The 25,002-nt window shown below is 52.5% G+C and carries 18 protein-coding genes, 1 tRNA gene and 2 rRNA genes; 7 read left to right on the top strand and 14 right to left on the bottom strand.

The features are described 5' to 3' along the window. The first annotated feature begins 33 nt into the window (after positions 1–33). Entirely contained in the window at positions 34–1,713 is a 1,680-nt protein-coding gene (locus NXS97_RS13410; RefSeq protein WP_041457872.1) for an AsmA family protein, read from the top strand. Between the two features lie 32 nt (positions 1,714–1,745). On the opposite strand, the gene fabY is transcribed toward NXS97_RS13410, so the two are convergent. The 5 genes from fabY to typA form a co-directional block, all read right to left on the bottom strand. Beyond that, the gene (gene fabY, locus NXS97_RS13405) at positions 1,746–2,693 is read right to left on the bottom strand and encodes a fatty acid biosynthesis protein FabY (protein ID WP_026020958.1); all 948 of its coding nucleotides are present in this window, start codon (positions 2,691–2,693) and stop codon (positions 1,746–1,748) included. A 59-nt stretch (positions 2,694–2,752) separates the two neighbouring features. Then, positions 2,753–3,190, bottom strand: a complete 438-nt coding sequence (gene dtd, locus NXS97_RS13400; protein WP_013027777.1) for a D-aminoacyl-tRNA deacylase — start codon at positions 3,188–3,190, stop codon at positions 2,753–2,755. Further along, positions 3,187–4,056, bottom strand: coding sequence for a virulence factor BrkB family protein (locus tag NXS97_RS13395; RefSeq protein ID WP_013027778.1), 870 nt, complete (start codon positions 4,054–4,056; stop codon positions 3,187–3,189). Before NXS97_RS13395 ends, dtd begins: the two co-directional genes overlap by 4 nt. 3 nt (positions 4,057–4,059) lie before the next feature. Further along, positions 4,060–4,656 carry a glucose-1-phosphatase gene (yihX, locus tag NXS97_RS13390; RefSeq protein ID WP_014332993.1) on the bottom strand — a complete coding sequence of 199 codons (597 nt, stop codon included), beginning with the start codon at positions 4,654–4,656 and terminating at the stop codon, positions 4,060–4,062. Between the two features lie 224 nt (positions 4,657–4,880). Further along, on the bottom strand, positions 4,881–6,704 hold the full coding sequence (gene typA / locus NXS97_RS13385) for a ribosome-dependent GTPase TypA (RefSeq protein WP_014332992.1): 1,824 nt from the start codon (positions 6,702–6,704) through the stop codon (positions 4,881–4,883). Positions 6,705–7,136: 432 nt separating this feature from the next. On the opposite strand from typA, the gene glnA reads away from it, so the two are divergent. The 3 genes from glnA (at position 7,137) to glnG (ending at position 11,206) form a co-directional block, all read left to right on the top strand. Continuing rightward, on the top strand, positions 7,137–8,546 hold the full coding sequence (gene glnA / locus NXS97_RS13380; RefSeq protein WP_014332991.1) for a glutamate--ammonia ligase: 1,410 nt from the start codon (positions 7,137–7,139) through the stop codon (positions 8,544–8,546). A 193-nt stretch (positions 8,547–8,739) separates the two neighbouring features. Continuing rightward, positions 8,740–9,789 (top strand): nitrogen regulation protein NR(II), encoded by a 1,050-nt coding sequence (glnL, locus tag NXS97_RS13375; protein WP_014332990.1) that lies wholly within the window; start codon positions 8,740–8,742, stop codon positions 9,787–9,789. Positions 9,790–9,796: 7 nt separating this feature from the next. Further along, a complete protein-coding gene (gene glnG, locus NXS97_RS13370; protein WP_014332989.1) occupies positions 9,797–11,206 on the top strand; it encodes a nitrogen regulation protein NR(I) in 1,410 nt (469 codons plus the stop codon). A gap of 40 nt (positions 11,207–11,246) precedes the next feature. Here glnG and hemN read toward each other — a convergent pair whose 3' ends face one another. Further along, the gene (hemN, locus tag NXS97_RS13365; RefSeq protein WP_014594918.1) at positions 11,247–12,620 is read right to left on the bottom strand and encodes an oxygen-independent coproporphyrinogen III oxidase; all 1,374 of its coding nucleotides are present in this window, start codon (positions 12,618–12,620) and stop codon (positions 11,247–11,249) included. A 234-nt stretch (positions 12,621–12,854) separates the two neighbouring features. After that, positions 12,855–13,376, bottom strand: coding sequence for a Der GTPase-activating protein YihI (yihI, locus tag NXS97_RS13360; RefSeq protein ID WP_014332987.1), 522 nt, complete (start codon positions 13,374–13,376; stop codon positions 12,855–12,857). A 549-nt stretch (positions 13,377–13,925) separates the two neighbouring features. Here yihI and yihA point away from each other — a divergent pair. Then, positions 13,926–14,561, top strand: coding sequence for a ribosome biogenesis GTP-binding protein YihA/YsxC (gene yihA, locus NXS97_RS13355; protein ID WP_033766259.1), 636 nt, complete (start codon positions 13,926–13,928; stop codon positions 14,559–14,561). 395 nt (positions 14,562–14,956) lie between these two features. On the opposite strand, the gene polA is transcribed toward yihA, so the two are convergent. The 4 genes from polA to NXS97_RS13335 form a co-directional block, all read right to left on the bottom strand. Then, positions 14,957–17,743, bottom strand: a complete 2,787-nt coding sequence (gene polA, locus NXS97_RS13350; protein ID WP_014332985.1) for a DNA polymerase I — start codon at positions 17,741–17,743, stop codon at positions 14,957–14,959. Between the two features lie 380 nt (positions 17,744–18,123). Then, on the bottom strand, positions 18,124–18,753 hold the full coding sequence (dsbA, locus tag NXS97_RS13345) for a thiol:disulfide interchange protein DsbA (RefSeq protein ID WP_013027789.1): 630 nt from the start codon (positions 18,751–18,753) through the stop codon (positions 18,124–18,126). A gap of 25 nt (positions 18,754–18,778) precedes the next feature. Then, a complete protein-coding gene (locus NXS97_RS13340; protein ID WP_013027790.1) occupies positions 18,779–19,765 on the bottom strand; it encodes a serine/threonine protein kinase in 987 nt (328 codons plus the stop codon). A gap of 45 nt (positions 19,766–19,810) precedes the next feature. After that, positions 19,811–20,086: a YihD family protein gene (locus NXS97_RS13335; protein WP_013027791.1), complete on the bottom strand. Its 276-nt coding sequence runs from the start codon at positions 20,084–20,086 to the stop codon at positions 19,811–19,813. 52 nt (positions 20,087–20,138) lie between these two features. Here NXS97_RS13335 and mobA point away from each other — a divergent pair, with 52 nt between their 5' ends. Further along, positions 20,139–20,711, top strand: coding sequence for a molybdenum cofactor guanylyltransferase MobA (mobA, locus tag NXS97_RS13330; RefSeq protein WP_014604729.1), 573 nt, complete (start codon positions 20,139–20,141; stop codon positions 20,709–20,711). Further along, on the top strand, positions 20,711–21,226 hold the full coding sequence (gene mobB, locus NXS97_RS13325) for a molybdopterin-guanine dinucleotide biosynthesis protein MobB (RefSeq protein WP_013027793.1): 516 nt from the start codon (positions 20,711–20,713) through the stop codon (positions 21,224–21,226). Before mobA ends, mobB begins: the two co-directional genes overlap by 1 nt. 312 nt (positions 21,227–21,538) lie before the next feature. Here mobB and rrf read toward each other — a convergent pair. The 3 genes from rrf to NXS97_RS13310 all read right to left on the bottom strand — a co-directional run bounded on the left by rrf (position 21,539) and on the right by NXS97_RS13310 (position 24,951). Beyond that, positions 21,539–21,654, bottom strand: a 5S ribosomal RNA gene (rrf, locus tag NXS97_RS13320). Positions 21,655–21,757: 103 nt separating this feature from the next. Continuing rightward, positions 21,758–24,663 (bottom strand): 23S ribosomal RNA (locus tag NXS97_RS13315). Between the two features lie 213 nt (positions 24,664–24,876). After that, positions 24,877–24,951, bottom strand: a tRNA-Glu gene (locus NXS97_RS13310). Positions 24,952–25,002 lie beyond the last annotated feature (51 nt).

Genomic DNA, 25,002 nt, shown 5'->3' with positions numbered 1-25,002 from the left:
ACCTTTCAGCGGACTGAACCCGGGAAGGATACGATGAAATTTATAGGAAAGTTTTTCCTTACCTTATTGTTACTACTACTGTTTGCGTTAGTGGTGCTGTATGTACTGCTGCAAACACAGTGGGGCGCGGGCTGGTTTAGCCGTTGGGTGAGCGACAAAACGGAATGGCATCTGTCGCTGAGCAAAATCGAACATAACTTTTCATCACCTACACACATTATTCTGGATGACTTCAGTTTTGGCCATGACGGACAACCGGCCGTGCTGGTCGCCAAACGCGTCGATCTTGGCATCGCCCTGATGCAGTTCAGCGATCCCTTCCATTTTGCCAGCATAGAGCTCCGTGACGGTGAGGTTAACCTGACCAATCTGGCCAGGAATAGCGCCTTACCCGTGCAGGCCGATCGCCTGCAACTGAACAACATGCGCATCGACAGTCCCGCTTCCGTTTTACCGCTTTCCGCACTGCAGGTGAATGGCGGCATTCTGCCGTGGAAGCCCTTGCCCGACGATGTGCTGGGTAAAGATGCACAGTTCCAGATGAGTGCAGGCAAGATGACGCTCAACAGCGTGGCAGGTGAAAACGTGCTGATTCAGGGCAACGTGTCCCAGGGCCGCATGACGTTTAGCAACATCGGCGCGGATTTAGCCCGGGGCTCGATGACCGGTAACGGAGAGCGCGATGCGCAGGGAAACTGGAAGATCAATCAGCTCCGCCTGAACGATATCCGTTTGCAAACCGCCAGCTCGCTTGTCGATTTCCTGAAGCCGTTTGAAGAGGTGCCCTCGGTTACGCTGAACCGCGTCGATATTACCGATGCCCGGCTGCAGGGCCCTGACTGGGCGGTAACCGATCTCGATCTGACATTGAAAAATATCAGTTGGAAAGGCCGGGACTGGCAGAGTCAGGATGGCTCACTGGCGATGAACGCAGGCAACTTTATCAATGGCAAATTCGAGCTCAACGATCCCATTATCAATATGGACTTCTCGCGACAGGGGATTGCCCTGACCCAGTTCAGCTCACGCTGGGCCAACGGCGTGATCCGGGCTGACGGTAACTGGTCACGTAACGACAAACGCTTAACACTGAATAACCTGGCCGTCGCGGGCCTGGAATATACGCTGCCACAGAACTGGCGGGCGTTATGGCAGGATCCCCTTCCAGACTGGCTGGATGGGATTACCGTGACCCGTTTCACCTCAAACCGCAATTTGATTATCGACATCAATCCTGCGTTTCCTTTCCAGCTTACCTCACTGGATGGCAATGGTGAGAATCTGCAGTTGGCCCGTCAGCATCAATGGGGGATCTGGTCAGGGAAACTGAGCCTGAATGCAGCGGAGTCGACTTTTAACCGCACGGATTTACGCCATCCGTCCATTGCGCTGGAGGCTGACGATCGGCAGATCAGGGTGACGGAACTCAGCGCGTTTAGCGCTAAGGGTTTACTGGAAGGCACGGCAACCGTAGGTCAGCAAACCGACCGCCCAGTTAGCCTTAACCTGACTGGTCGCGGCGTACCCGTCAATGTCTTGCAAAACTGGGGCTGGCCCGCCCTTCCTCTGGAAGGCGACAGCAATTTCCAGCTGCGCCTGAATGCCTCCCTGAAGGCCGATCAGCCGCTGGCACCGTCGGTTAACGCCACGCTGTCGGTGAATACAGACAGCCAGCAACTGCAGCAGACCATGCAGGCAGGTCAGGTGAAGTAAAACACACAGGGCCGCAATCGCGGCCCTGTCGTTTAATTGATGCGCGCCCCTGAGCCGCCCTCTTCGAGCGGCCCGTCCGGATCCACAGGCAACACGATGTACACCGCTTCAAATACCGCACCACACTCATCATCACCGAATAGCTGCACGTCCAGCTGAACACGGGCTTTGCGACCCCGTGCCAGGCGATCGAGATCGCCACTCAGTGAGCCAAGGTCGGCAATAGCACCCGGCCTGCCGGTGATCGGACGGCTATAGCGAATATGCGCATCGGCCAGAATAATGGTGCCACCGAGATGGCGCTCACGCAGTAGCAGCCAGATCAGCCCCCAGCCGGTAAGCGTGGCCAGCGAAAACAGGCTTCCGGCAAACAAGGTATGATGCGGGTTTTGATTACCTGTTTCCGGCATGGTGGTAATAAATTTTTGCCCGGTATATTGCAGAATCCGCACGCCCATTTTTTCACTCAGGGGGATGTGCTCGTACCAGGCCTGCTGTAGCTGCCCGCACCAGTCCGCGCGGTGTAAGATATCATCCAGCGTAACAACCGGCTTAATCATGAGAAAGTGGCGCACCGGCGTGGTCTGTGGAGCAGTAATTTCGCCCTGATTGACATATCCGAGCTTGGCAAAGAACGCCACCGCATCCTCACGCGCACTGCACGTCACACGTTTGACGCCTTCCTGACGCGCAACCGACTCCAGCGTCATCGCCACCAGCGTGCCCAGGCCTTTCCCCTGAACGGTTGGGTGTACGGCTAAAAAACGGATCGCCGCCTCATTATCCGCATTGATGTAAAGTCGCCCCACCGCAACGGGTTTACCCTGCTCATCCACTACCATTTGATGATGCGCTAACGCATCCCAGGCATCACGTTCAGAACCCTGGGGTTGATGCAGCGGCTTTCGTAACATTTCCCAGCGGAACTGATAATAGACATCCAGCTCTTCCGCCGTTTGTGGCACACGAAGATGATACATAAAATGTTTCTCTCGGTCTGATGCGGGATGGCGGAGGTTTAGCCGCGCGGTATGCGGCGTCATACCTGTAACCAGAATGTCACTGGCCCGTCGTTGACCAGCGCGACCTGCATATCCGCGGCGAAACGGCCATTCGCGGTCATCACGTCATGGCGACGGCAACACGCGCTGAAATAGTCATACAGCCGTTCTGCTTCTTGTGGCTCAGCCCCGCCGGAAAATGAGGGGCGCATGCCCTTTTGCGTATCGGCAGCCAGCGTAAACTGAGACACCACCAGCACACTGCCGCCCGCCTGTTTGACGTTCAGGTTCATCTTGCCCTGGTCGTCACTAAAAATACGATAGCCCAGCACGCGCTCCGCCAGCCGCTCGGCGCGCTTGTCATCATCACCTTTTTCAACGCCCAACAGTATTAACAATCCCTGTCCGATTTCACCCACAACAGCGTTATCAATACTGACGCTGGCACGCTGAACGCGTTGAATTAAAGCAATCATCCGTCCTCTCGTTCTTTTTCTCTTTCCTGCCGTTTGAACTGGCGGTAGTCATCTAAGGTCACGGTAATTTCCGCACCGAGAAGTACGATACACCAGGTCCAGTAAACCCACAGGAATAAAATGGGGATCACCGCCAGCACACCATAAATCAGCTGGTAAGACGGGAACATCGTAACATAGAGCGCAAAGCCCTTTTTCCCCAGCTCAAACAACAGTCCGGCGACCAGCGCCCCCGTCAACGCATCGCGCGAAGGAACCCGCTGTGTCGGGACAATACTGTATAACAGCCAAAACGACAGCCACGATAAGAGCAGCGGAAAGAAACGCAGCATCTGATCGACCAGGCTGGTTACGCCCGTCACGTTGATCCATTTCAGCGACAGCAGATAAGAGCTGATGGCTAAACTGGCACCCGCCAGCAAGGGCCCGAGCGTTAATATCATCCAGTAAACCGCAAAGGAATAGACCAGCGGCCGCTTTTTGTCGCTGCGCCAGATCGCATTCAGCGCCGAATCCACGGAATGCATGAGCAACAGCGCCGTTACGATCAACCCCACCGCGCCCACGGCCGTCATCCGGTGCACGTTTGCCACAAACTGCTCAAGGTAACGTTGCAGCGTGTTACCCGCAGCGGGCATGAAGTTGGTAAAAATGAAATTCTTAAGCTGTACGCTAATATCAGAGAACACAGGAAACGCAGCAAACAGCGCAAAGACCACGGCAATCAACGGCACCAGCGCCAGTAACGAGACAAAGGCCAGGTTGCCTGCCTGCGTCGTCATGGCATCATTATCAATGCGCTTCCACAGCAGCTTAAGCCACAACCAGAACGCATGAAGCCCGGGGCGAAAATGACGTAACTTCATGGCTTAATGCTGACCTGCAAACCAGTCCGGCACGGTTGTGCTGTCGGTTACCAGCACGCTGTTAATTCCCAGCGCCCGCGCGCCCTCAATATTCGCGGCATTGTCATCGAAGAACACAGCCTGATCGGCGCTCACCCCTTCAGCATCTAACACATGCTGATAGATTCTCGCTTCAGGTTTACGCATGCCCAGCTCCTGTGACAGGTAGATCTTGTCAGCCGCCTGCTGTACGTCAGGATATTGCGTTGGCCAGAAGGTACAGTGCAGGGCGTTGGTGTTGGAGAGAATCACCACCCGATGTCCCGCCTGTCTTAGCTGGTGCATTACGGCCAGCGTCTCCGGCCGGACACCCACAAAAACCGCCTGCCAGCCTGCCGCGAACTGTTCATAGCTCAGCGCGATATCCAGCTTCTCACACAGGGCTTCTGCAAAGGCCTCATCACTGATTTCGCCGCGCTCATGCTGTTCAAATGCGTCATCCATATGGAAGTGGCTTTGAAGCGAAGCCAGCGGCACGCGGCTGAGGTCACTCCAGACGCCCAGTACGCGGTTAAAGTCGATATCGATAATCACATTGCCCAAATCAAAGATATACAGCATGGTGCCTCCTCGGGTTCCCTGGATCATTCACTCTAGCGGTAAAAGCGCAGCCTGAACAGGCAGCCTGGACGAGAAAAACAGAAACAGTAAATTAAGGCACGACGACACAACGTTGAAAGGGCGGAGAGAAGAAGTTACGGGCTGGTTTAGGGTAGATTTAACTCTGGGTAGCAATCGCGCAGGAAAAAAAAAGCCCCGTTTAAACGGGGCTTCCTACAGCGCAGTTATGCGTCTTTACCGCCGCGTGAAGCACGCTTACGGTCGTTTTCAGTCAGGTGACGTTTACGGATACGCACTGACTGAGGGGTCACTTCGACCAGTTCGTCATCATCAATGAACTCGATAGCCTGCTCAAGTGTCATTTTGATAGGTGGAACCAGCGTCGTCGCTTCGTCAGTACCGGAAGCACGCATGTTAGTCAGCTTCTTACCGGTCAGGCAGTTTACAGTCAGGTCGTTAGAACGACTGTGAATACCGATGATCTGGCCTTCATAAACTTCTGCACCGTGACCCAGGAACAGCTTGCCGCGATCCTGCAGACCGAACAGGGCGAACGCAACCGCTTTACCCTGACCGTTAGAGATCAGCACGCCGTTCTGACGCTGGCCCACTTCGCCCGCACGAATATCATCGTAGTGACTGAAGGTGGAGTACAGCAGACCGGTACCTGAGGTCATGGTCATAAATTCGTTACGGAAACCGATCAGGCCACGGCTTGGGATCACGTAGTCAAGACGTACGCGGCCCTTGCCATCTGGATCCATGTTTTTCAGGTCGCCTTTACGCTCGCCCATGGCTTGCATGACTGAACCCTGATGCGTTTCTTCGATATCCAGCGTCACGTTCTCGAAAGGCTCTTGCTTACGGCCTTCGAATTCGCGGAAGATAACTTTCGGACGGGATACCGCCAGTTCGAAACCTTCACGACGCATGTTCTCGATCAGAACAGACAGGTGCAGCTCACCACGGCCCGATACGCGGAACGCGTCAGCATCTTCGGTTTCTTCAACACGCAGTGCTACGTTGTGAACCAGTTCTTTGTTCAGACGCTCAAGGATCTGACGAGACGTCACGTACTTACCTTCTTTACCGCAGAACGGAGAGGTGTTGACGTTAAAGAACATGGTAACCGTTGGCTCATCCACGCTCAGTGCTGGCAGCGCCTGCACGTTCTGCGGATCACAAATGGTGTCAGAAATGTTCAGCTCGCCCAGACCGGTAATCGCAATGATATCGCCTGCTTCTGCCAGGTCGCTGTCAATACGCTCCAGGCCCAGGTGAGTCAGCACTTTACCGACTTTACCGTTACGGGTTTTACCTTCGCTATCAATGATAGTGACTTGCTGGTTAGGCTTCACTTTACCGCGCTTGATGCGGCCGATACCGATAACGCCCAGGTAGTTGTTGTAGTCCAGCTGAGAGATTTGCATCTGCAGCGGGGCATCCGCTTCAACCTGTGGAGGCGATACATGGTCGACAATAGCCTGATACAGCGGGGTCATATCGTCAGCCATGTCTGTGTGCTCAAGACCGGCAATACCATTCAGCGCCGAGGCGAAAATGATAGGGAAGTCGAGCTGCTCGTCAGTCGCATCCAGGTTAACGAACAGGTCAAATACCTGATCAACAACCCAATCAGGACGCGCGCCAGGACGGTCAACTTTGTTGATAACCACAATCGGCTTCAAACCATGCGCGAACGCTTTTTTGGTTACGAAGCGGGTTTGCGGCATAGGGCCATCCATCGCATCTACAACCAACAGTACCGAATCCACCATAGACATTACGCGTTCAACTTCACCACCGAAGTCGGCGTGTCCTGGGGTATCAACGATGTTGATACGGTAGTCGTTCCATTTAATGGCGGTATTTTTTGCGAGGATGGTAATCCCACGCTCTTTCTCCAAATCATTGGAGTCCATCACGCGCTCGGTGGCTTCAGTACGGGCATCGAAAGTACCGGACTGTTGCAGCAGTTTATCAACCAGGGTGGTCTTTCCATGGTCAACGTGCGCGATGATGGCGATGTTACGCAAATTTTCGATCACAGCTTTTTTGCCTCAGGCATTAGAAATAACGCGGTATTGTACACGGATTAAGCGGGAGACTGAACACGATCACACTTTTCACTGAAAGTTTATTGCATTGTCGCAAAATCGCACTAATAGGCGTGCAAAATTTGCACTGTGTCGATGTTTTGCACCAAAAAAGTGCTCACTTTCAACCCAACCGCACACAAACAGTGCAATGCAACTATCATGGTGCATGACCTTTATGACAAAAAGGTGCATGACAGCGCGATTTTGTGTAAAGAAATAAAGTTGGCACAGAATTCGCTTTGTATTATCCAGATGAAAACGATGTAAGACAACGGTTACAGAGCTGGTCAGGATCAGATTCAGGAAAGACAGTTAACAGTCGTCTATTCCGTAACCCGGTTCTCGCCATGTAGACAATGACCATTTCCAGGAGAGTTGAGTATGTCCGCTGAACACGTTCTCTCGATGATGAACGAGCATGAAGTTAAGTTTGTTGACCTGCGTTTTACCGATACCAAAGGTAAAGAACAGCACGTTACTATTCCGGCTCACCAGGTTAACGCTGACTTCTTCGAAGAAGGCAAGATGTTCGATGGCTCTTCCATCGGCGGCTGGAAAGGCATTAACGAATCAGACATGGTGCTGATGCCGGATGCAACCACGGCGGTAATGGATCCTTTCTTTGAAGATTCTACCCTGATCATTCGTTGCGACATTCTTGAGCCAGGCACCATGCAGGGCTATGACCGCGATCCACGTTCTATCGCTAAGCGCGCGGAAGATTACCTGCGTTCTTCAGGCATTGCGGATACCGTTCTGTTTGGCCCAGAGCCAGAGTTCTTCCTGTTTGACGATATTCGTTTTGGTTCTTCAACTTCGGGTTCTCATGTTGCTATCGACGATATCGAAGCAGCCTGGAACACCGGCAAAGAATACGAAGGCGGCAACAAAGGCCACCGTCCAGGCCTGAAAGGTGGTTACTTCCCGGTTCCACCGGTTGACTCATCACAGGACATCCGTTCTGCCATGTGTCTGACCATGGAGCAAATGGGTCTGGTTGTTGAAGCCCATCACCATGAAGTTGCAACAGCAGGTCAGAACGAAGTGGCTACACGCTTCAATACCATGACCAAAAAAGCTGACGAAATTCAGATCTACAAATATGTCGTTCACAACGTGGCTCATGCCTACGGCAAAACGGCGACCTTTATGCCAAAACCGATGTTTGGTGATAATGGTTCCGGTATGCACTGCCATATGTCGCTGTCTAAAGGCGGTCAGAACCTGTTCTCTGGCGATAAGTACGGCGGCCTGTCTGAAATGGCGCTGTTCTACATTGGCGGCATCATCAAGCATGCTAAAGCTATTAACGCCCTGGCGAACCCAACCACCAACTCCTACAAGCGTCTGGTGCCGGGTTATGAAGCGCCGGTGATGCTGGCCTATTCAGCGCGTAACCGTTCAGCCTCAATCCGTATCCCGGTTGTTGCCAGCCCGAAAGCACGTCGTATTGAAGCGCGCTTCCCGGATCCAGCGGCTAACCCATACCTGGCGTTTACCGCACTGCTGATGGCGGGTCTTGATGGCATCATCAACAAGATCCATCCTGGCGATGCGATGGACAAAAACCTGTATGACCTGCCACCGGAAGAAGAAGCTGAAATTCCAAAAGTTGCAGGTTCACTGGAAGAAGCGCTGATTGCCCTGAACGAAGACCGCGAGTTCCTGACCCGTGGCGGCGTGTTCACTGATGACGCGATCGATGCCTATATCGAACTGCGTAAATCCGAAAACGATCGTGTGCGCATGACGCCGCACCCGGTTGAGTTCGAACTGTACTACAGCGTTTAATTTCAGAATAAGCAAATGGGTGCCGCAGACAGATCTTGCAAAGGCGGCACCGATAGTCTGAAACGTTTTTTTGTTGCCGTGGAAACTTTAGCCCATCTTCGGATGGGCTTTTTTCTCCGCGAATTCATCGTTCATTCGCTTTAATTCCGGCTTAAAGATTACAATGCACTAAATCAGTGCAGAGGAACGCTGTATGGCAACTGCCTCACTGCCCGATGCCGGGCAGATTCTCAATACCTTAATCAACAGTATTTTGTTGGTGGATAACGATTTGGTTATTCACTACGCCAACCCCGCGGCACAGCAATTACTGGCGCAAAGCTCGCGTAAATTATTCGGCACGCCGTTACCTGAACTGACCGGCTACTTTTCGCTGAATGTCGAGGTAATGCGCGAGAGTCTTGAGGCGGGCCAGGGCTTTACGGACAGTGAAGTTACCCTGGTGGTCGATGGTCGGGCACATATTATGTCGCTGACAGCGCAGCGCTTGCCTGATGGCCTGATTTTGCTGGAAATGGCGCCCATGGATAATCAACGTCGCCTGAGCCAGGAACAACTCCAGCATGCTCAGCAGGTTGCGGCACGCGATCTGGTGCGTGGGCTGGCTCATGAGATTAAAAATCCGTTAGGCGGACTGCGCGGTGCGGCCCAGCTGCTGTCTCGCGCCCTGCCCGATCCCGCGCTGAATGAATATACCAAAGTCATTATTGAACAGGCCGATCGCCTGCGGAATCTGGTGGATCGCTTATTAGGGCCGCAACAGCCCGGGATGCACATCACCCAGAGTATTCATCAGGTCGCCGAACGGGTGGTCAACCTGGTCTCGATGGAGCTGCCAGAAAATGTGTCTCTGGTCCGCGATTACGATCCCAGCCTGCCGGAGTTGCCCCACGATCCCGACCAGATCGAACAGGTACTGCTGAATGTGGTGCGTAATGCGCTGCAGGCGCTGGGCGAGGACGGTGGCACGATAGTCATTCGCACCCGTACCGCCTTTCAGCTGACGCTGCACGGTACGCGGTATCGCCTGGTCGCCCGTATTGATATCGAAGATGACGGTCCCGGCATTCCGGCTCAGCTTCAGGATACGCTGTTTTATCCGATGGTAAGCGGACGTGAAGGCGGAACCGGTTTAGGTCTTTCTATTGCCCGTAGCCTGATTGATCAGCATTCAGGAAAAATTGAGTTTAACAGTTGGCCAGGTCATACCGAATTTTCGGTTTACCTGCCTATTCGCCAGTGAGGTTTCTATGCAACGAGGGATAGTCTGGATCGTCGATGACGATAGCTCCATCCGCTGGGTGCTTGAACGCGCGCTCACTGGAGCCGGTTTGAGCTGTGCGACCTTTGACAGTGCGAACGACGTGCTGAACGCATTAGCGACAAAAACGCCGGACGTTTTATTGTCAGACATTCGTATGCCCGGAATGGACGGGCTGACGCTGCTAAAACAGATTAAACAGCGCCATCCCATGCTCCCGGTCATCATCATGACGGCGCACTCCGATCTGGATGCCGCGGTCAGTGCCTATCAGCAAGGGGCCTTTGATTATCTGCCCAAGCCGTTTGATATTGATGAGGCTGTTGCGCTGGTCGAGCGCGCCATCAGCCACTATCAGGAACAGCAGCAGCCACGTAATCAGCCTGTCAGCGGCCCGACCACCGATATTATCGGCGAAGCGCCCGCCATGCAGGATGTGTTTCGTATTATTGGCCGTCTCTCTCGCTCGTCGATCAGCGTCCTGATCAACGGGGAATCCGGTACGGGTAAAGAACTGGTTGCGCATGCGCTGCATCGCCACAGCCCTCGCAGCAAAGCGCCGTTTATTGCCCTGAATATGGCCGCGATTCCCAAGGATTTGATCGAGTCAGAACTGTTTGGTCATGAAAAAGGGGCGTTTACCGGTGCCAATCAGATCCGTCAGGGCCGTTTTGAACAGGCTGATGGCGGCACGCTGTTTTTAGACGAAATCGGCGATATGCCGCTGGATGTTCAGACACGACTGCTGCGCGTTCTGGCTGACGGGCAATTTTACCGCGTCGGCGGCTATGCGCCGGTAAAAGTTGACGTCCGTATTATTGCCGCAACGCATCAGAACCTTGAACTGCGGGTGCAGGAAGGCAAGTTCCGTGAGGATTTATTCCATCGTCTGAACGTCATCCGCGTGCATCTGCCGCCGTTGCGTGAGCGCCGTGAGGATATCCCGCGTCTGGCCCGTTATTTCCTCCAGGTTGCGGCACGGGAACTGGGGGTTGAGGCCAAGATTCTGCACGCGGAAACCGAAACCGCGCTGACACGTCTGCACTGGTCGGGTAACGTGCGCCAGTTGGAGAATACCTGTCGGTGGTTAACCGTTATGGCTGCGGGACAGGAAGTGCTGATCCAGGATCTTCCGCCAGAGCTGTTTGAATCCAGTACCCCGGAAAGCCCTACTCAGTCGTTGCCGGATAACTGGGCAACCCTGCTGGCGCAGTGGGCTGACCGCGCCTTGCGTTCCGGTCATCAAAATCTACTGTCTGAAGCCCAGCCGGAGATGGAGCGTACGTTGCTGACCACGGCGCTCCGTCATACTCAGGGCCACAAACAGGAAGCGGCACGTTTGCTGGGTTGGGGGAGAAATACCCTGACGCGTAAGCTCAAAGAACTGGGGATGGAATAAGAAATCCACTGCCGGAACAGCGCAGGCTGCTCCGGCTTTTTTATATGACGCGTGAAAACTGCTGCTGCCGCGCCTTGTGACGTAGATACGCATCAAAGCACATACAGATATTTCGAATCAGCAAGCGTCCGGCTCCCGTCACTCTCAGGTCCGTTGCATGCTGCTCCACCAGCCCATCACTAATCAGCGGTTCTAACAGCGCCATGTCTTCCGCAAAATAGCGTTCAAACTGAATATTCCACTGCGCTTCGACCGTGCTGAAATCAAGTGAGAAATTGCAGATCAGCCTTTTAATCACGTCGCGACGTAAGCAGTCGTCTTCACTCAGCAGTAATCCGCGCCACAGGCCATGGCCCTGTTTTTCAACCTGACTGTACCAGTCGTTAAGCCCTTTCTGGTTTTGCGCATAGCTGTCGCCGATCATGCTAATCGCAGATACGCCAAGCCCCAGCAAGTCACTGTCGCCCTGTGTCGTATAACCCTGAAAGTTGCGGTGCAGTTTTCCTTCACGTTGCGCGACTGCCAGCTCGTCCTGCGGTTTAGCAAAGTGATCCATACCAATAAACTGATAGCCCTGTTGGGTCAGCGTGGTAATGGTCTGCTGGAGGATATCCAGCTTCTGCTGTGCTGAGGGCAGCTCATCTTCTTTAATTTTACGCTGTGCGGAGAACAGCGCGGGGAGATGGGCATAGTTAAAGACGCTGAGGCGATCAGGATCCAATGCGATAACGCGCTGCAAGGTATAAGCGAAGCTTTCAGGCGTTTGCAGCGGCAACCCGTAAATCAAATCGATGCTGGTTGAACGAAATCCCTGCTCGCGCGCCCGCGCCATCAAGGCAAAAATGACCGCTTCATCCTGTACCCGATTCACCCGCTCCTGCACGGCTTTATTGAAATCCTGCACGCCCATGCTCAGGCGATTGAAACCACACGCGCGCAGGTGATCGATCATATCCAGTTCAATTTCACGTGGATCGACCTCGATCGACATCTCTGCGTCGTCGATAAAGGTAAAGTGCTGCTTCAACAGCGCCACCAGCCGGCTGATTTGCTGTTTATTAAGGAACGTAGGCGTTCCGCCGCCCCAGTGCAGCTGGCTAACCTGACGACCCTTAAACAGCGGTGCGCGGGCAGTGATCTCCTGCTCAAGCGCATTCAGATAACGGTCGGCTTTATGCAGCTGACGCGTGACAATCTTATTGCAGCCACAGAAGTAGCACAGGCGATGACAGAACGGGATGTGGATATACAGCGATAAGGCACGTTGCGGATAACGTTCAATGGCGTGTCTGAAGTCGTTATCGGTAAACTTATCGTTGAACGCTAAGGCGGTGGGATAAGACGTGTAACGCGGACCGGCAGAGTTATATTTTTCAATTAACGCCTGGTCCCACTTGATCTGCATTGCTGACATGCTCACTCCTTCCGCTTACGTTGCCGTCGTAAAGGTCGCGATCCAGAAGGAAAGAGAGGTGAGCGGGCGGAAACCCGACGTAAACGCTGCTTCAGACGCGACAGTCGCCGTAGTTTAAACAATAACCACAGCAGATAACATGTCATCAACAACACGAAAATTGATCCAGGCCAAAACATTGTCGTTTACCTGTTAAGCATGGCATGCGCATGCGCGCATGCCGATCAATACAGCTTAGTTACCTTTTAGCAGGCGATACATATCCTCTTCCGCCTCCTGGTCTTCCTCTTCGTCCATTTCAATACCAAGCTGTTCCATCAGTTCATCAATGCGATCCAGCGTCACGTCAAGCCAGCCCTGATCTTCTGATGACAACGTTTCACCCTTTTCAAGACGATCGAGCAGCGCATCCAGGCGCTCACTGTTCTCCAGCTGCGCCAGCTCCTCTTCAGGCGTGAGAGACACTTTTTTCTCCCTCGCCGGTTTGGTCGCGACGTTTTTCGCTTTTGCCGGTGCGGCCTTTTCGTCAGCGATCAATGCCACTGGCTTCTTGCTGCCAATACGCGGGTCTTTCGCAGCGGCGCTTTGCTTGCCGTTGTTGCTCTGCGTTTGCGGATTAGCACGGCTGCCTGACGCATGGCCACGATGCTTTTTATCGCGTTTACGATCGCGCGCTTCATTATTGATATCTTCACGCGATTTACGTTTAGCCTTGGCGACAGGCTTACCTTTCGCAGCGCTTGCAGGTTGCTTCATGATGTTCGGTCCCGGTGTTTTTTATTCAGTATAGAATTGCGGCGAAATCTAGCAGAAACCAGACAAAGAAAAAAGGCGACAGCTCAAGCTGTCGCCTTATTTCATACCTTCAGCAGAAGGAATCATGTTTCAAATCCGTTTCGGCTCACAACGTCCCGGTTAATCCTGCGCCTGCTCAACTCCTGAGCGTATCCCTTTCCTTTTCCGGCTCCCGTCCATAGCCATTTCCATTCCAGCCGCTCTTCGTTATCCCAACATTCCTGAGCGCATCATCCTGATGAGTGCGTCCTGCACTGCTGAATAATGTAGACCATATGGTAAAAGGCTCAAGTAACACATGTCAGTCTTTAGGCGAAAAAACCTGTACTTAAGTATAATTCACTGAATTTTAATGGTTTATTTTTTTAATTATTTAACTAAAAAGAGACATAACGGGCAAAATTTATGGCAAATATCTTACAAAGGCGCCTCACCAATGGTATTGAGCACTTTCGCGCCATAACGCGTATAATCAGCGCCATTGCCCTAATGCGTTTCTGGAGTATTCCCTTGTCTGAACTGAATTACCATGTCACCCGCTTCATTCTTAGCGCACCGGACATCCGCCATTTGCCCTCTGATACCGGCATTGAAGTTGCGTTTGCTGGTCGTTCAAACGCGGGTAAATCCAGCGCCTTAAATACGCTCACCAATCAAAAAGGCCTGGCGCGAACCAGTAAAACACCCGGTCGTACGCAGCTGATTAACCTGTTTGAAGTTGCAGAAGGCAAGCGCCTCGTAGACTTACCGGGTTACGGCTATGCTGAAGTGCCAGAAGAGATGAAACTCAAATGGCAACGGGCATTGGGCGAATATCTGCAAAAAAGGCAGGCGCTTAAAGGCCTGGTGATACTGATGGATATCCGCCACCCGCTTAAAGATCTGGATCAGCAAATGATTCAGTGGGCGGTTGAGAGCGAGATCCCTGTACTCCTGCTGCTGACTAAAGCTGATAAGCTCGCTTCCGGCGCACGTAAAGCCCAGCTCAATATGGTGAAAGAAGCCTCAATGGCGTTTATGGGTGATGTGCAGGTTGAGGTTTTCTCATCGCTGAAAAAAATCGGCGTCGACAAAGTGCGCCATAAGCTGAATAGCTGGTTTAGTGAACTCGAACCTGCTGTTGAAGATCAGGGCACTGAAGCCTGACAAACCTCACAGGCTGCCGTTTTTTAGCGTCAGCCCAATAAAAAACGCCCCAGTCACAGAATGACTGGGGCGGCTAAATTCAGCCAAATCCGATTACGTGAAGTAAAAGGTCTGAAAGATAGAACATCTTACCTCTGTACCCTACGCCTCGAACTTTACCTGATTTTTTGTGAGCAACAAAGGTTTTTTTGTTGCTCTCTTTCATTTTTAGTCACTTTTTTTACCATGCTCGTCACAAAAATGAGGATGGCATGTAGTTAAATTACAAAAAAAGTGCTTAGGCCATAATAAGTTACTGCATCGTTTTGCAGCGCCGGTACCACGGTGTGCCGGCTTCATGCCTGATCACGTGATAATGCGCCAGCGGTGGCGCATAAACGCCACCAGCCAGAGTCTTAATGCGCCTGATCCCAGTTGTCGCCTACGCCGACTTCGACCAGTAAGGGGACATCCAGCGCCATACTGCCCTCCATCAGCGCGCGAATCTGCTTGCTGGCTTCATCGACGGCTTCAGCTTTGATTTCAAACACCAGTTCATCGTGCACTTGCATGATCATCCTGACCGCATCATCGGTTTGCTTTTGTAACCAGTCATCGACCGCAATCATAGCGCGTTTGATGATATCCGCGGCCGTTCCCTGCATGGGGGCATTAATCGCCGCACGTTCAGCAGCTTTACGACGAATGGCATTACTGGACTTGATGTCGGGCAACCACAAACGGCGTCCATCCAGCGTTTCAACATACCCGTTACTGGCTGCAAGCTGCCGCGTGTTTTCCATATAGCGCAGCACGCCAGGATAGCGCTCGAAGTACAAATCCATATACTTTTTCGCTTCGCCTGCGCCAATGTTCAGCTGGCGAGATAATCCAAACGCGCTCATGCCGTAGATAAGACCAAAGTTGATGGCCTTGGCGCTACGACGTTGTTCGCCCGTGACCTTAGACAGCGGCACGCCAAAGACCTCTGACGCAGTGGCACGGTGAATATCTTCTCCCTGAGAAAAGGCATCAAGCAGCCCTTTATCCTGTGACAGATGCGCCATGATACGCAGTTCAATCTGTGAATAGTCCGCCGCCACGATACGGTTCCCCTTGCCCGCAACAAAGGCCTGACGAATGCGGCGTCCTTCATCGTTACGGACCGGGATGTTTTGCAGGTTAGGATCGGTTGAAGACAGGCGACCGGTAGCCGTTACCGCCTGATGATAGGACGTGTGCACGCGACCGCTGACAGGATTGATCATCAGCGGCAGTTTATCAGTGTAAGTTGACTTCAGTTTCGACAACCCACGGTGCTCCAGAATGACCTTTGGCAGCGGATAGTCCAGTGCCAGCTCAGCCAGGACTTCTTCACTGGTAGAAGGCGCGCCTCCGGGTGTTTTCTTCGTCGGCTTAATGCCCTGCTTTTCAAACAGGATGACCTGCAGCTGCTTGGTCGATGAGAGATTAAAGGGCTCGCCCGCCAGCTCATGCGCTTTAAGCTCAAGCTCAGCCAGGCGCGATGTCAGCTCTTTAGAGTGCTGCGCCAGAATGGCTTGATCGATCAATACGCCGTTACGCTCAACACGTGAAATCACCTTAAGCAGGGGCATTTCAATTTGTTCAAAAACCTTTTTAGGGCCGGCTTCTTTTTCAAGCTCAGGCCACATTTTCAAATGCAGTTGCAGAGTGACATCGGCATCTTCTGCTGCGTAATGTGCAGCCTGCTCTAAAGCGATTTGATTAAATGTGAGCTGATTTTTCCCTTTACCGGCGATCTCTTCAAAGGTAATGGTTTTATGATTCAGCCACCGCGCAGACAGGCTGTCCATATCATGCTTGCCTACTACGCTGTTCAGAATATATGACTCCAGCATGGTGTCATATTTGATACCGGCGAGTTCAATATCGTAGTTTTTCAGCACGCCACGATCGTATTTGAGATTTTGCCCCACTTTACTGGCGTCAGGATCTTCGAGCAGCGGCTTGAGTTGGGCAAGAACGGCATCGCGGTCGAGCTGCTCCGGCGCATCAAGGTAATCATGTGCCACGGGCAGGTAAGCCGCCTCACCTGGCGCTACCGCAAAACTGAGGCCGACGATATTAGCCGTTAACGTATCCAGCCCATCGGTTTCGAGATCGAACGCAAAGACCTCGCTGTTTTTCAGCTTCTCCACCCAGGCATCTAAGGTTTGCTGATCCAGAATGGTGATATAGCCGTCAGCCGATAACAGGCTGGTGGCCTCAACGCTCGCCACCGGCTCATCGGTAAGAACCTGCTGGGCTTGCCGGTTGCTTTTAGTACCCTGCAGCCATTTTCCCTCTTGCAGGTCGGTCAACCAGCGCTTGAATTCGAAACGGCTAAATAGCGCTTGCAGCGCGTTAACATCAGGTTCGCTGACCGTAAGCGCTTCACAGGGTTGATCGAGCTCGACGTCTGTTTTAATGGTGGCAAGCTGATAAGAAAGAAAAGCAACATCGCGATTCTGCTCCAGTTTCGCGGCCATGGTTTTTGCACCGCGAAAAGAGAGATCGGCGACTTTATCAAGATTGTCGTAAATGGACTGCATCCCGCCCAGCCCCTGCAGCAGCGCCTGGGCTGTTTTTTCACCCACGCCGGGTACGCCGGGAATATTATCTGAGCTGTCCCCCATCATCGCCAGAAAATCGATGATCAACGACGGTGGCACACCATACTTCTGCTCAACCTCTTCTGGGCCAAGAATGGTATTCGTCATGGTATTGATTAGCGTAATGCCCGGTGTGACAAGCTGCGCCATATCTTTATCGCCGGTGCTGATCAGAACAGCGTGGCCTTTTTTCTCTGCCTCTAACGCCAGCGTACCAATCACATCGTCCGCTTCAACGCCGCTGACAGCCAACAGCGGCAAGCCCATCGCACGCACCATTTCGTGCAGCGGCTCTATTTGTGACCGCAAATCATCAGGCATCGGTGGGCGGTGGGATTTGTAATGTTCAAACAGTTCATCCCTGAAGGTTTTGCCTTTAGCATCAAACACCACAGCAACATGTGTAGGGCTGTACTGTACCAACAGGCTTTTCAGCATGTTGAGCACGCCATACATAGCACCAGTAGGCTCTCCTGCGCTGTTGGTTAGCGGCGGGAAAGCGTGGTACGCGCGATAAAGATAGGATGAGCCATCAACCAAAATCAGGGGGTTTTCTGCTATTTGCGCCATATGTCTGTGTATTCTTCGTTGCCATGGATTGGCCTATAAGGATGCCACACCTTGGCGAAAAGGGTTAATCAAGACAAACAGGGAGTGACGTTTTTCGTGCTTCTGTAATGAGGATCGCAACGATCTTTCTGTGGATAACTTTGTGCGTAAAAATTATATCAATAGTTTATTTATGTCATAAAAAAGATTCAGCCAAAATTAAAAATAATAAAATCATATAGTTAATATAAATCCGTGATGCGATCGTGATTTTTAATGGCATGTTTGCTTGTGTGGATAGAAAAACTGTGCTTCTTCAACAGGTCAGCGATGGGCGCACAAATTACAAATGAAAACGCCAGCGTATGCTGGCGTTTTGCAAAAAACTCAGCGTAAAACGCTTATTTTTTCTCAACCAGGAACTTCACTACGTTGGCATAATCCGCCACGAAGTTCGCCATTGAGCTGGTATCCAGACCGCCGTTATTAACCATATATTTGCCGTTAATAAACATCGCTGGCACGCCGCGCAGATCAACGTCAGACGCCGCTTTTTGCTGCTGGGCAACAAGGGCTTTTACTGCAAAGCTGTTCCAGGCCGCATCGTACTGCTCAGAAGAAATGCCCGCTGCTTTGATGAATACGTCTTTCAGGCTGGCTGCATCCGTAATCGTCTGGCTTTTCTGAATGCCATCAAAAATAGGTGAAGTCACTTTATCTTCTACGCCCAGCGCCATCGCGACGGCCCACGCATGGGTGACAACGGGACCTAAGTCGCCGCCAAGGAAGTCAACGTGGTACTTCACCATCTTCGTATCGGCTGGCAGATTCTTTTTAACTGCATCACCGACATGGTAAATTTGCTCAAACTGGTAGCAGTGAGGGCAGAAAAAAGAGAAAAACTCCATGACCTGGGGTTCACCTGCAACAGGTTTAGGCAGGCTAACGTATTGTTTACCTTCAGTGAATTGTGCAGCAGATGCGCTGAACGCCAGCACCAAACCCATCAGTGCAAAAAATATTTTCTTCATTGGGGAAAACTCTCCTGACTTTTCATTAAAATTGCGGGGCCAGCTGCAACGGAGGTTCCCGTAACACCTTTTCCTGCTCGATAAACTGCAAAATTTGCCGGCGCCAGAAATCCTCATCCGTCATCCAGGGGAAAGCGCGCGGAAAAGCGGGATCCTGCCAGCGGCGCACGACCCAGGCCAGATAATAAATCATGCGCATAGCACGTAAAGGCTCAATCAGTGACAATTCGTTAATATCGAAGTCGCTGAATTCGCTGTATGCGTCCAACAGAATATCCCACTGAATACGCTGTTCCTGCCTATCGCCACTTATTAACATCCACAGATCCTGAATAGCGGGACCATTGCGGGCATCATCAAGATCGACAAACAGCGGGCCATCGCGCCACAGAATATTGCCCGGGTGGCAATCACCATGTAAGCGTAGCGGCTGCCAGTCGCTATGCCAGCACTGCCGCAGCGTGATGCCAAGTTTATCGACAGCTTCCAGCAATGCTGGGCGGAGTGACGCAGGCACGAGCTCAGCCTTTGCCAGGACTTCTCGCGGCTGCTCCAGATATTCTTCCAGCCCTATGGATGGGCGTTGCTGAAACAGGCTTTTGCGGCCAGTTTGATGAATACGTCCCAGGAAACGGCCTACCCATTCCATCTGATCTTCGTTGTCGGTTTCATACTGCCGTCCACCCAGGCTGGGAAAGACCGCATAGTAAAAGCCAGCATGACGTTGCAGCGTATCGCCCTGCAAAACTAACGGCGCGGCAATCGGCACCTCATCATCCAGTAAATCCTGGGAAAACCGATGCTCTTCGGTGATCTGTTCTGCACTCCAGCGCTGAGGGCGATAAAACTTGGCCACATAGCGACGTTTTTCATCGTCGCTAAACTGATAAACCCGATTTTCATAGCTGTTCAGGGCGGTTAAACCGGAATCTACCCGTATGCCCGTTTCCCAAAGCGCATCCAACAGGACATCAGGATTGAGTGTCTGGAAGTTAAAGGCGGCATCACTCATGGTTATCCCTGTGCTTATCTTTACGGTTAATGGCCAAGGATAACACTACTCGTCATTTTTGATGACACCACGTGCACGTAGCAGGGCGGTTTTAAAATCGACTTCATAATCTTTTTTCAAGCCTGGAATCTGATCGTCGCTGGCTGAATCACGCATTTTTAGATGATAAATCAATACGTCATCGCTTAATTCACTTAATGGGCCAATGAAACCAGACTCGTGGGCCAGTTTTTGTAAAAATGCCAACAGGTTAAGATCGGGCTCTTTCTCCCATGCCGGTTGCAGGAGTTCAAGCAGTTCAGTCAGCCGATGGGTTTTCATAATGATTCCTCAATGCAGGTGATTCACGTCCAGAATGACACAAGGAGACAAGATGGCAGCATTTACCGGTGTAATCCTTGCTGGTGGACAAGGTAGCCGTATGGGCGGGCAGGATAAAGGATTACTCATGATGCAGAGTAAACCCCTATACCAACACGTTCTACAGCGGTTGAGGCCGCAGGTAGACATTGTGTTAATAAGCGCTAACCGCAACATTGATCGTTATCAGCTAAGTGGTTATCAGGTCGTAACCGATTCAATCAAGGACTACCCAGGACCGCTTGCAGGTATGTTGAGCGGTTTACGGCACAGCCCCACTGATTGGGTGGCATTTTGTGCCTGTGATACACCTCAGATCCCCGGTGATTTTGTTGCGCGCCTCTGGCAGCAGCGTAACAACGCACCTGCTGTATGGGTGAAATCCTCCCAGCGGGATCATCCAACCCTGGCCTTGATGAATAAGGCGATTGCCGACGATCTGGAGACATGGTTGTTACGGGGGGAGCGCAGGCTTATGCAGTTTATGCGTGAGCATGGTGGGCACCCGGTTTTATTTAGCGATCCAGAGTCAGCGTTCAGCAACATCAATACGCCTGACGACCTTGTGGAGCAGGAGAAATCATAATGTGTGTTCCGTTGTTGGCCATTGTCGCCTGGAGTGGGACCGGTAAAACCACACTACTCGAGCAAGTTATACCCTTGTTAAGGGCGCAGGAGATACGTGCAGGATTAATTAAGCATACCCACCATGACATGGACGTAGATACGCCAGGCAAGGACAGTTATCGACTGCGCCAGGCCGGAGCCGATCAGGTTATTGTCGCCAGCGACAGGCGTTGGGCACTCATGTGTGAAACGCCTGAGCAGCCTGTCAGCTTAATGGCGTTAGTGGGACGAATGGACAGCGAACAGCTGGATGTAGTGTTAGTCGAAGGATTTAAAGATGAGCCAGTCGCCAAAATTGTGCTTTGGCGCTCGGGTATTAAAGGTGAGCTAGCAGCACTGCTGGATGAGAAGGTGGTGGCTGTCGCCTGTGACGACACGACTTTAAACCTGAATGTGCCCGTTTTGAACATCAACCAGCCACAAGAAGTGGCCGCATTTATCCTGACATGGCTGGGTAAAAAGGCGCATAGCTGACAACACAATGGGTAGCGAGTGGATGATGCAGATCAGCAGCGTTCAGTAGAGGGTTTTCCCGTCTTCGAACGGCAAAGAAGGTGTAATTACCATCATCGTTAGAGCCTGTCTGCCGCGTACCAGATGACGTGCCTGTGTTTTACGTCGCTCCGCCACTGCACCCGTGCCTTGCTGCAGGTTCACCCTTGCCCGCTAAACGCCGGTAAAGGGATGCGTCCGGTCCGGAACGGCGCAGAGATGAGGGGTTATCTGCCAGATCGCAGACGTAAAAAAGCCCTGAACGTCAGTTCAGGGCTTCTTCACTTGTTTGATGCCTGGCAGTTCCCTACTCTCGCATGGGGAGACCCCACACTACCATCGGCGCTACGGCGTTTCACTTCTGAGTTCGGCATGGGGTCAGGTGGGACCACCGCGCTACAGCCGCCAGGCAAATTCTGTTTCCCGCACCGCCCTCGCAGGCCGCACGGTTTTATCCGGTAAACAATGCTGAAAATTTAAATCGTCTCTCTACCAAAACGCCTCTGGCGTTGTAAGGTTAAGCCTCACGGGTCATTAGTACCGGTAAGCTCAACGCATCGCTGCGCTTACACACCCGGCCTATCAACGTCGTCGTCTTCAACGTCCCTTCAGGAGCCTTAAAGGCTCAGGGAGAACTCATCTCGGGGCAAGTTTCGTGCTTAGATGCTTTCAGCACTTATCTTTTCCGCACTTAGCTACCGGGCAGTGCCACTGGCGTGACAACCCGGACACCAGCGGTGCGTTCACTCCGGTCCTCTCGTACTAGGAGCAACCCCCCTCAATTCTCCAGCGCCCACGGCAGATAGGGACCGAACTGTCTCACGACGTTCTAAACCCAGCTCGCGTACCACTTTAAACGGCGAACAGCCGTACCCTTGGGACCTACTTCAGCCCCAGGATGTGATGAGCCGACATCGAGGTGCCAAACACCGCCGTCGATATGAACTCTTGGGCGGTATCAGCCTGTTATCCCCGGAGTACCTTTTATCCGTTGAGCGATGGCCCTTCCATTCAGAACCACCGGATCACTATGACCTGCTTTCGCACCTGCTCGAGCCGTCACTCTCGCAGTCAAGCTGGCTTATGCCATTGCACTAACCTCCTGATGTCCGACCAGGATTAGCCAACCTTCGTGCTCCTCCGTTACGCTTTGGGAGGAGACCGCCCCAGTCAAACTACCCACCAGACACTGTCCGCAGCCCGGATCACGGGCCTACGTTAGAACACCAAACATTAAAGGGTGGTATTTCAAGGCCGGCTCCACGCAGACTGGCGTCCACGCTTCAAAGCCTCCCACCTATCCTACACATCAAGGCTCAGTGTTCAGTGTCAAGCTGTAGTAAAGGTTCACGGGGTCTTTCCGTCTTGCCGCGGGTACACTGCATCTTCACAGCGATTTCAATTTCACTGAGTCTCGGGTGGAGACAGCCTGGCCATCATTACGCCATTCGTGCAGGTCGGAACTTACCCGACAAGGAATTTCGCTACCTTAGGACCGTTATAGTTACGGCCGCCGTTTACCGGGGCTTCGATCAAGAGCTTCTCCTTGCGGATAACCCCATCAATTAACCTTCCGGCACCGGGCAGGCGTCACACCGTATACGTCCACTTTCGTGTTTGCACAGTGCTGTGTTTTTAATAAACAGTTGCAGCCAGCTGGTATCTTCGACTGGCTTCAGCTCCGGGAGCAAGTCCCTTCACCTACGCGCCAGCGTGCCTTCTCCCGAAGTTACGGCACCATTTTGCCTAGTTCCTTCACCCGAGTTCTCTCAAGCGCCTTGGTATTCTCTACCTGACCACCTGTGTCGGTTTGGGGTACGATTTTGTGTTACCTGATGCTTAGAGGCTTTTCCTGGAAGCAGGGCATTTATCACTTCAGCACCGTAGTGCCTCGTCGTCACGCCTCAGTGTAAAGTGAACCGGATTTGCCTGGAACACACACCTACACGCTTAAACCGGGACAACCGTCGCCCGGCTGATATAGCCTTCTCCGTCCCCCCTTCGCAGTAACACCAAGTACAGGAATATTAACCTGTTTCCCATCGACTACGCCTTTCGGCCTCGCCTTAGGGGTCGACTCACCCTGCTCCGATTAACGTTGAACAGGAACCCTTGGTCTTCCGGCGACAAGGTTTTTCACCTTGTTTATCGTTACTTATGTCAGCATTCGCACTTCTGATACCTCCAGCAACCCTCACAGGCCACCTTCGACGGCTTACAGAACGCTCCCCTACCCAACAACGCATAAGCGTCGCTGCCGCAGCTTCGGTGCATGGTTTAGCCCCGTTACATCTTCCGCGCAGGCCGACTCGACCAGTGAGCTATTACGCTTTCTTTAAATGATGGCTGCTTCTAAGCCAACATCCTGGCTGTCTGGGCCTTCCCACATCGTTTCCCACTTAACCATGACTTTGGGACCTTAGCTGGCGGTCTGGGTTGTTTCCCTCTTCACGACGGACGTTAGCACCCGCCGTGTGTCTCCCGTGATAACATTCTCCGGTATTCGCAGTTTGCATCGGGTTGGTAAGCCGGGATGGCCCCCTAGCCGAAACAGTGCTCTACCCCCGGAGATGAGTTCACGAGGCGCTACCTAAATAGCTTTCGGGGAGAACCAGCTATCTCCCGGTTTGATTGGCCTTTCACCCCCAGCCACAGGTCATCCGCTAATTTTTCAACATTAGTCGGTTCGGTCCTCCAGTTAGTGTTACCCAACCTTCAACCTGCCCATGGCTAGATCACCGGGTTTCGGGTCTATACCCTGCAACTTAACGCCCAGTTAAGACTCGGTTTCCCTGCGGCTCCCCTATGCGGTTAACCTTGCTACAGAATATAAGTCGCTGACCCATTATACAAAAGGTACGCAGTCACCCCATAAAGAGGCTCCCACTGCTTGTACGTACACGGTTTCAGGTTCTGTTTCACTCCCCTCGCCGGGGTTCTTTTCGCCTTTCCCTCACGGTACTGGTTCACTATCGGTCAGTCAGGAGTATTTAGCCTTGGAGGATGGTCCCCCCATATTCAGACAGGATACCACGTGTCCCGCCTTACTCATCGAACTCACAGCCTGTGCACCTTTGTGTACGGGAGTATCACCCTGTACCCTGCGACTTTCCAGACGCTTCCACTGATGCACAAGCTGATGATGGTTCTGGGCTCCTCCCCGTTCGCTCGCCGCTACTGGGGGAATCTCGGTTGATTTCTTTTCCTCGGGGTACTTAGATGTTTCAGTTCCCCCGGTTCGCCTCATACAGCTATGTATTCACTGCATGATAGTGTGTCGGAACACACTGGGTTTCCCCATTCGGGTATCGCCGGTTATTGCGGTTCATATCACCTTACCGGCGCTTATCGCAGATTAGCACGCCCTTCATCGCCTCTGACTGCCAGGGCATCCACCGTGTACGCTTAGTCGCTTAACCTCACAACCCACAGGCGTTTTACGCTGCGTGTCGTGAGCTTTTGAGAGACTCGAACGCGTTGTGCTGTGTTCCTTATTACGGAGGAACACGACAATGCGTCGTTTCAAATTTTCAGCTTGTTCCGGATTGTTAAAGAGCAAATATCTCAAACGTGACCCTGAGGCCAGTTTTGAGATACTTCGTGGAGACACCTTTCACCTGTCACCAAGCAAGTGGCGTCCCCTAGGGGATTCGAACCCCTGTTGCCGCCGTGAAAGGGCGGAGTCCTAACCGCTAGACGAAGGGGACACTGACGTGTCTCGACTTCGCAGCCGTCTTGCTTCTTTATCTTTCTATCAG

The sequence above is a fragment of the Pantoea sp. B623 genome (genome assembly GCF_024814475.1).
In the GTDB taxonomy this organism is placed as follows: Bacteria; Pseudomonadota; Gammaproteobacteria; order Enterobacterales; family Enterobacteriaceae; genus Pantoea; species Pantoea ananatis.
The sequence above is the reverse complement of the archived record's forward strand: the minus strand, read 5'-3'. Positions and strand labels throughout refer to the sequence as shown.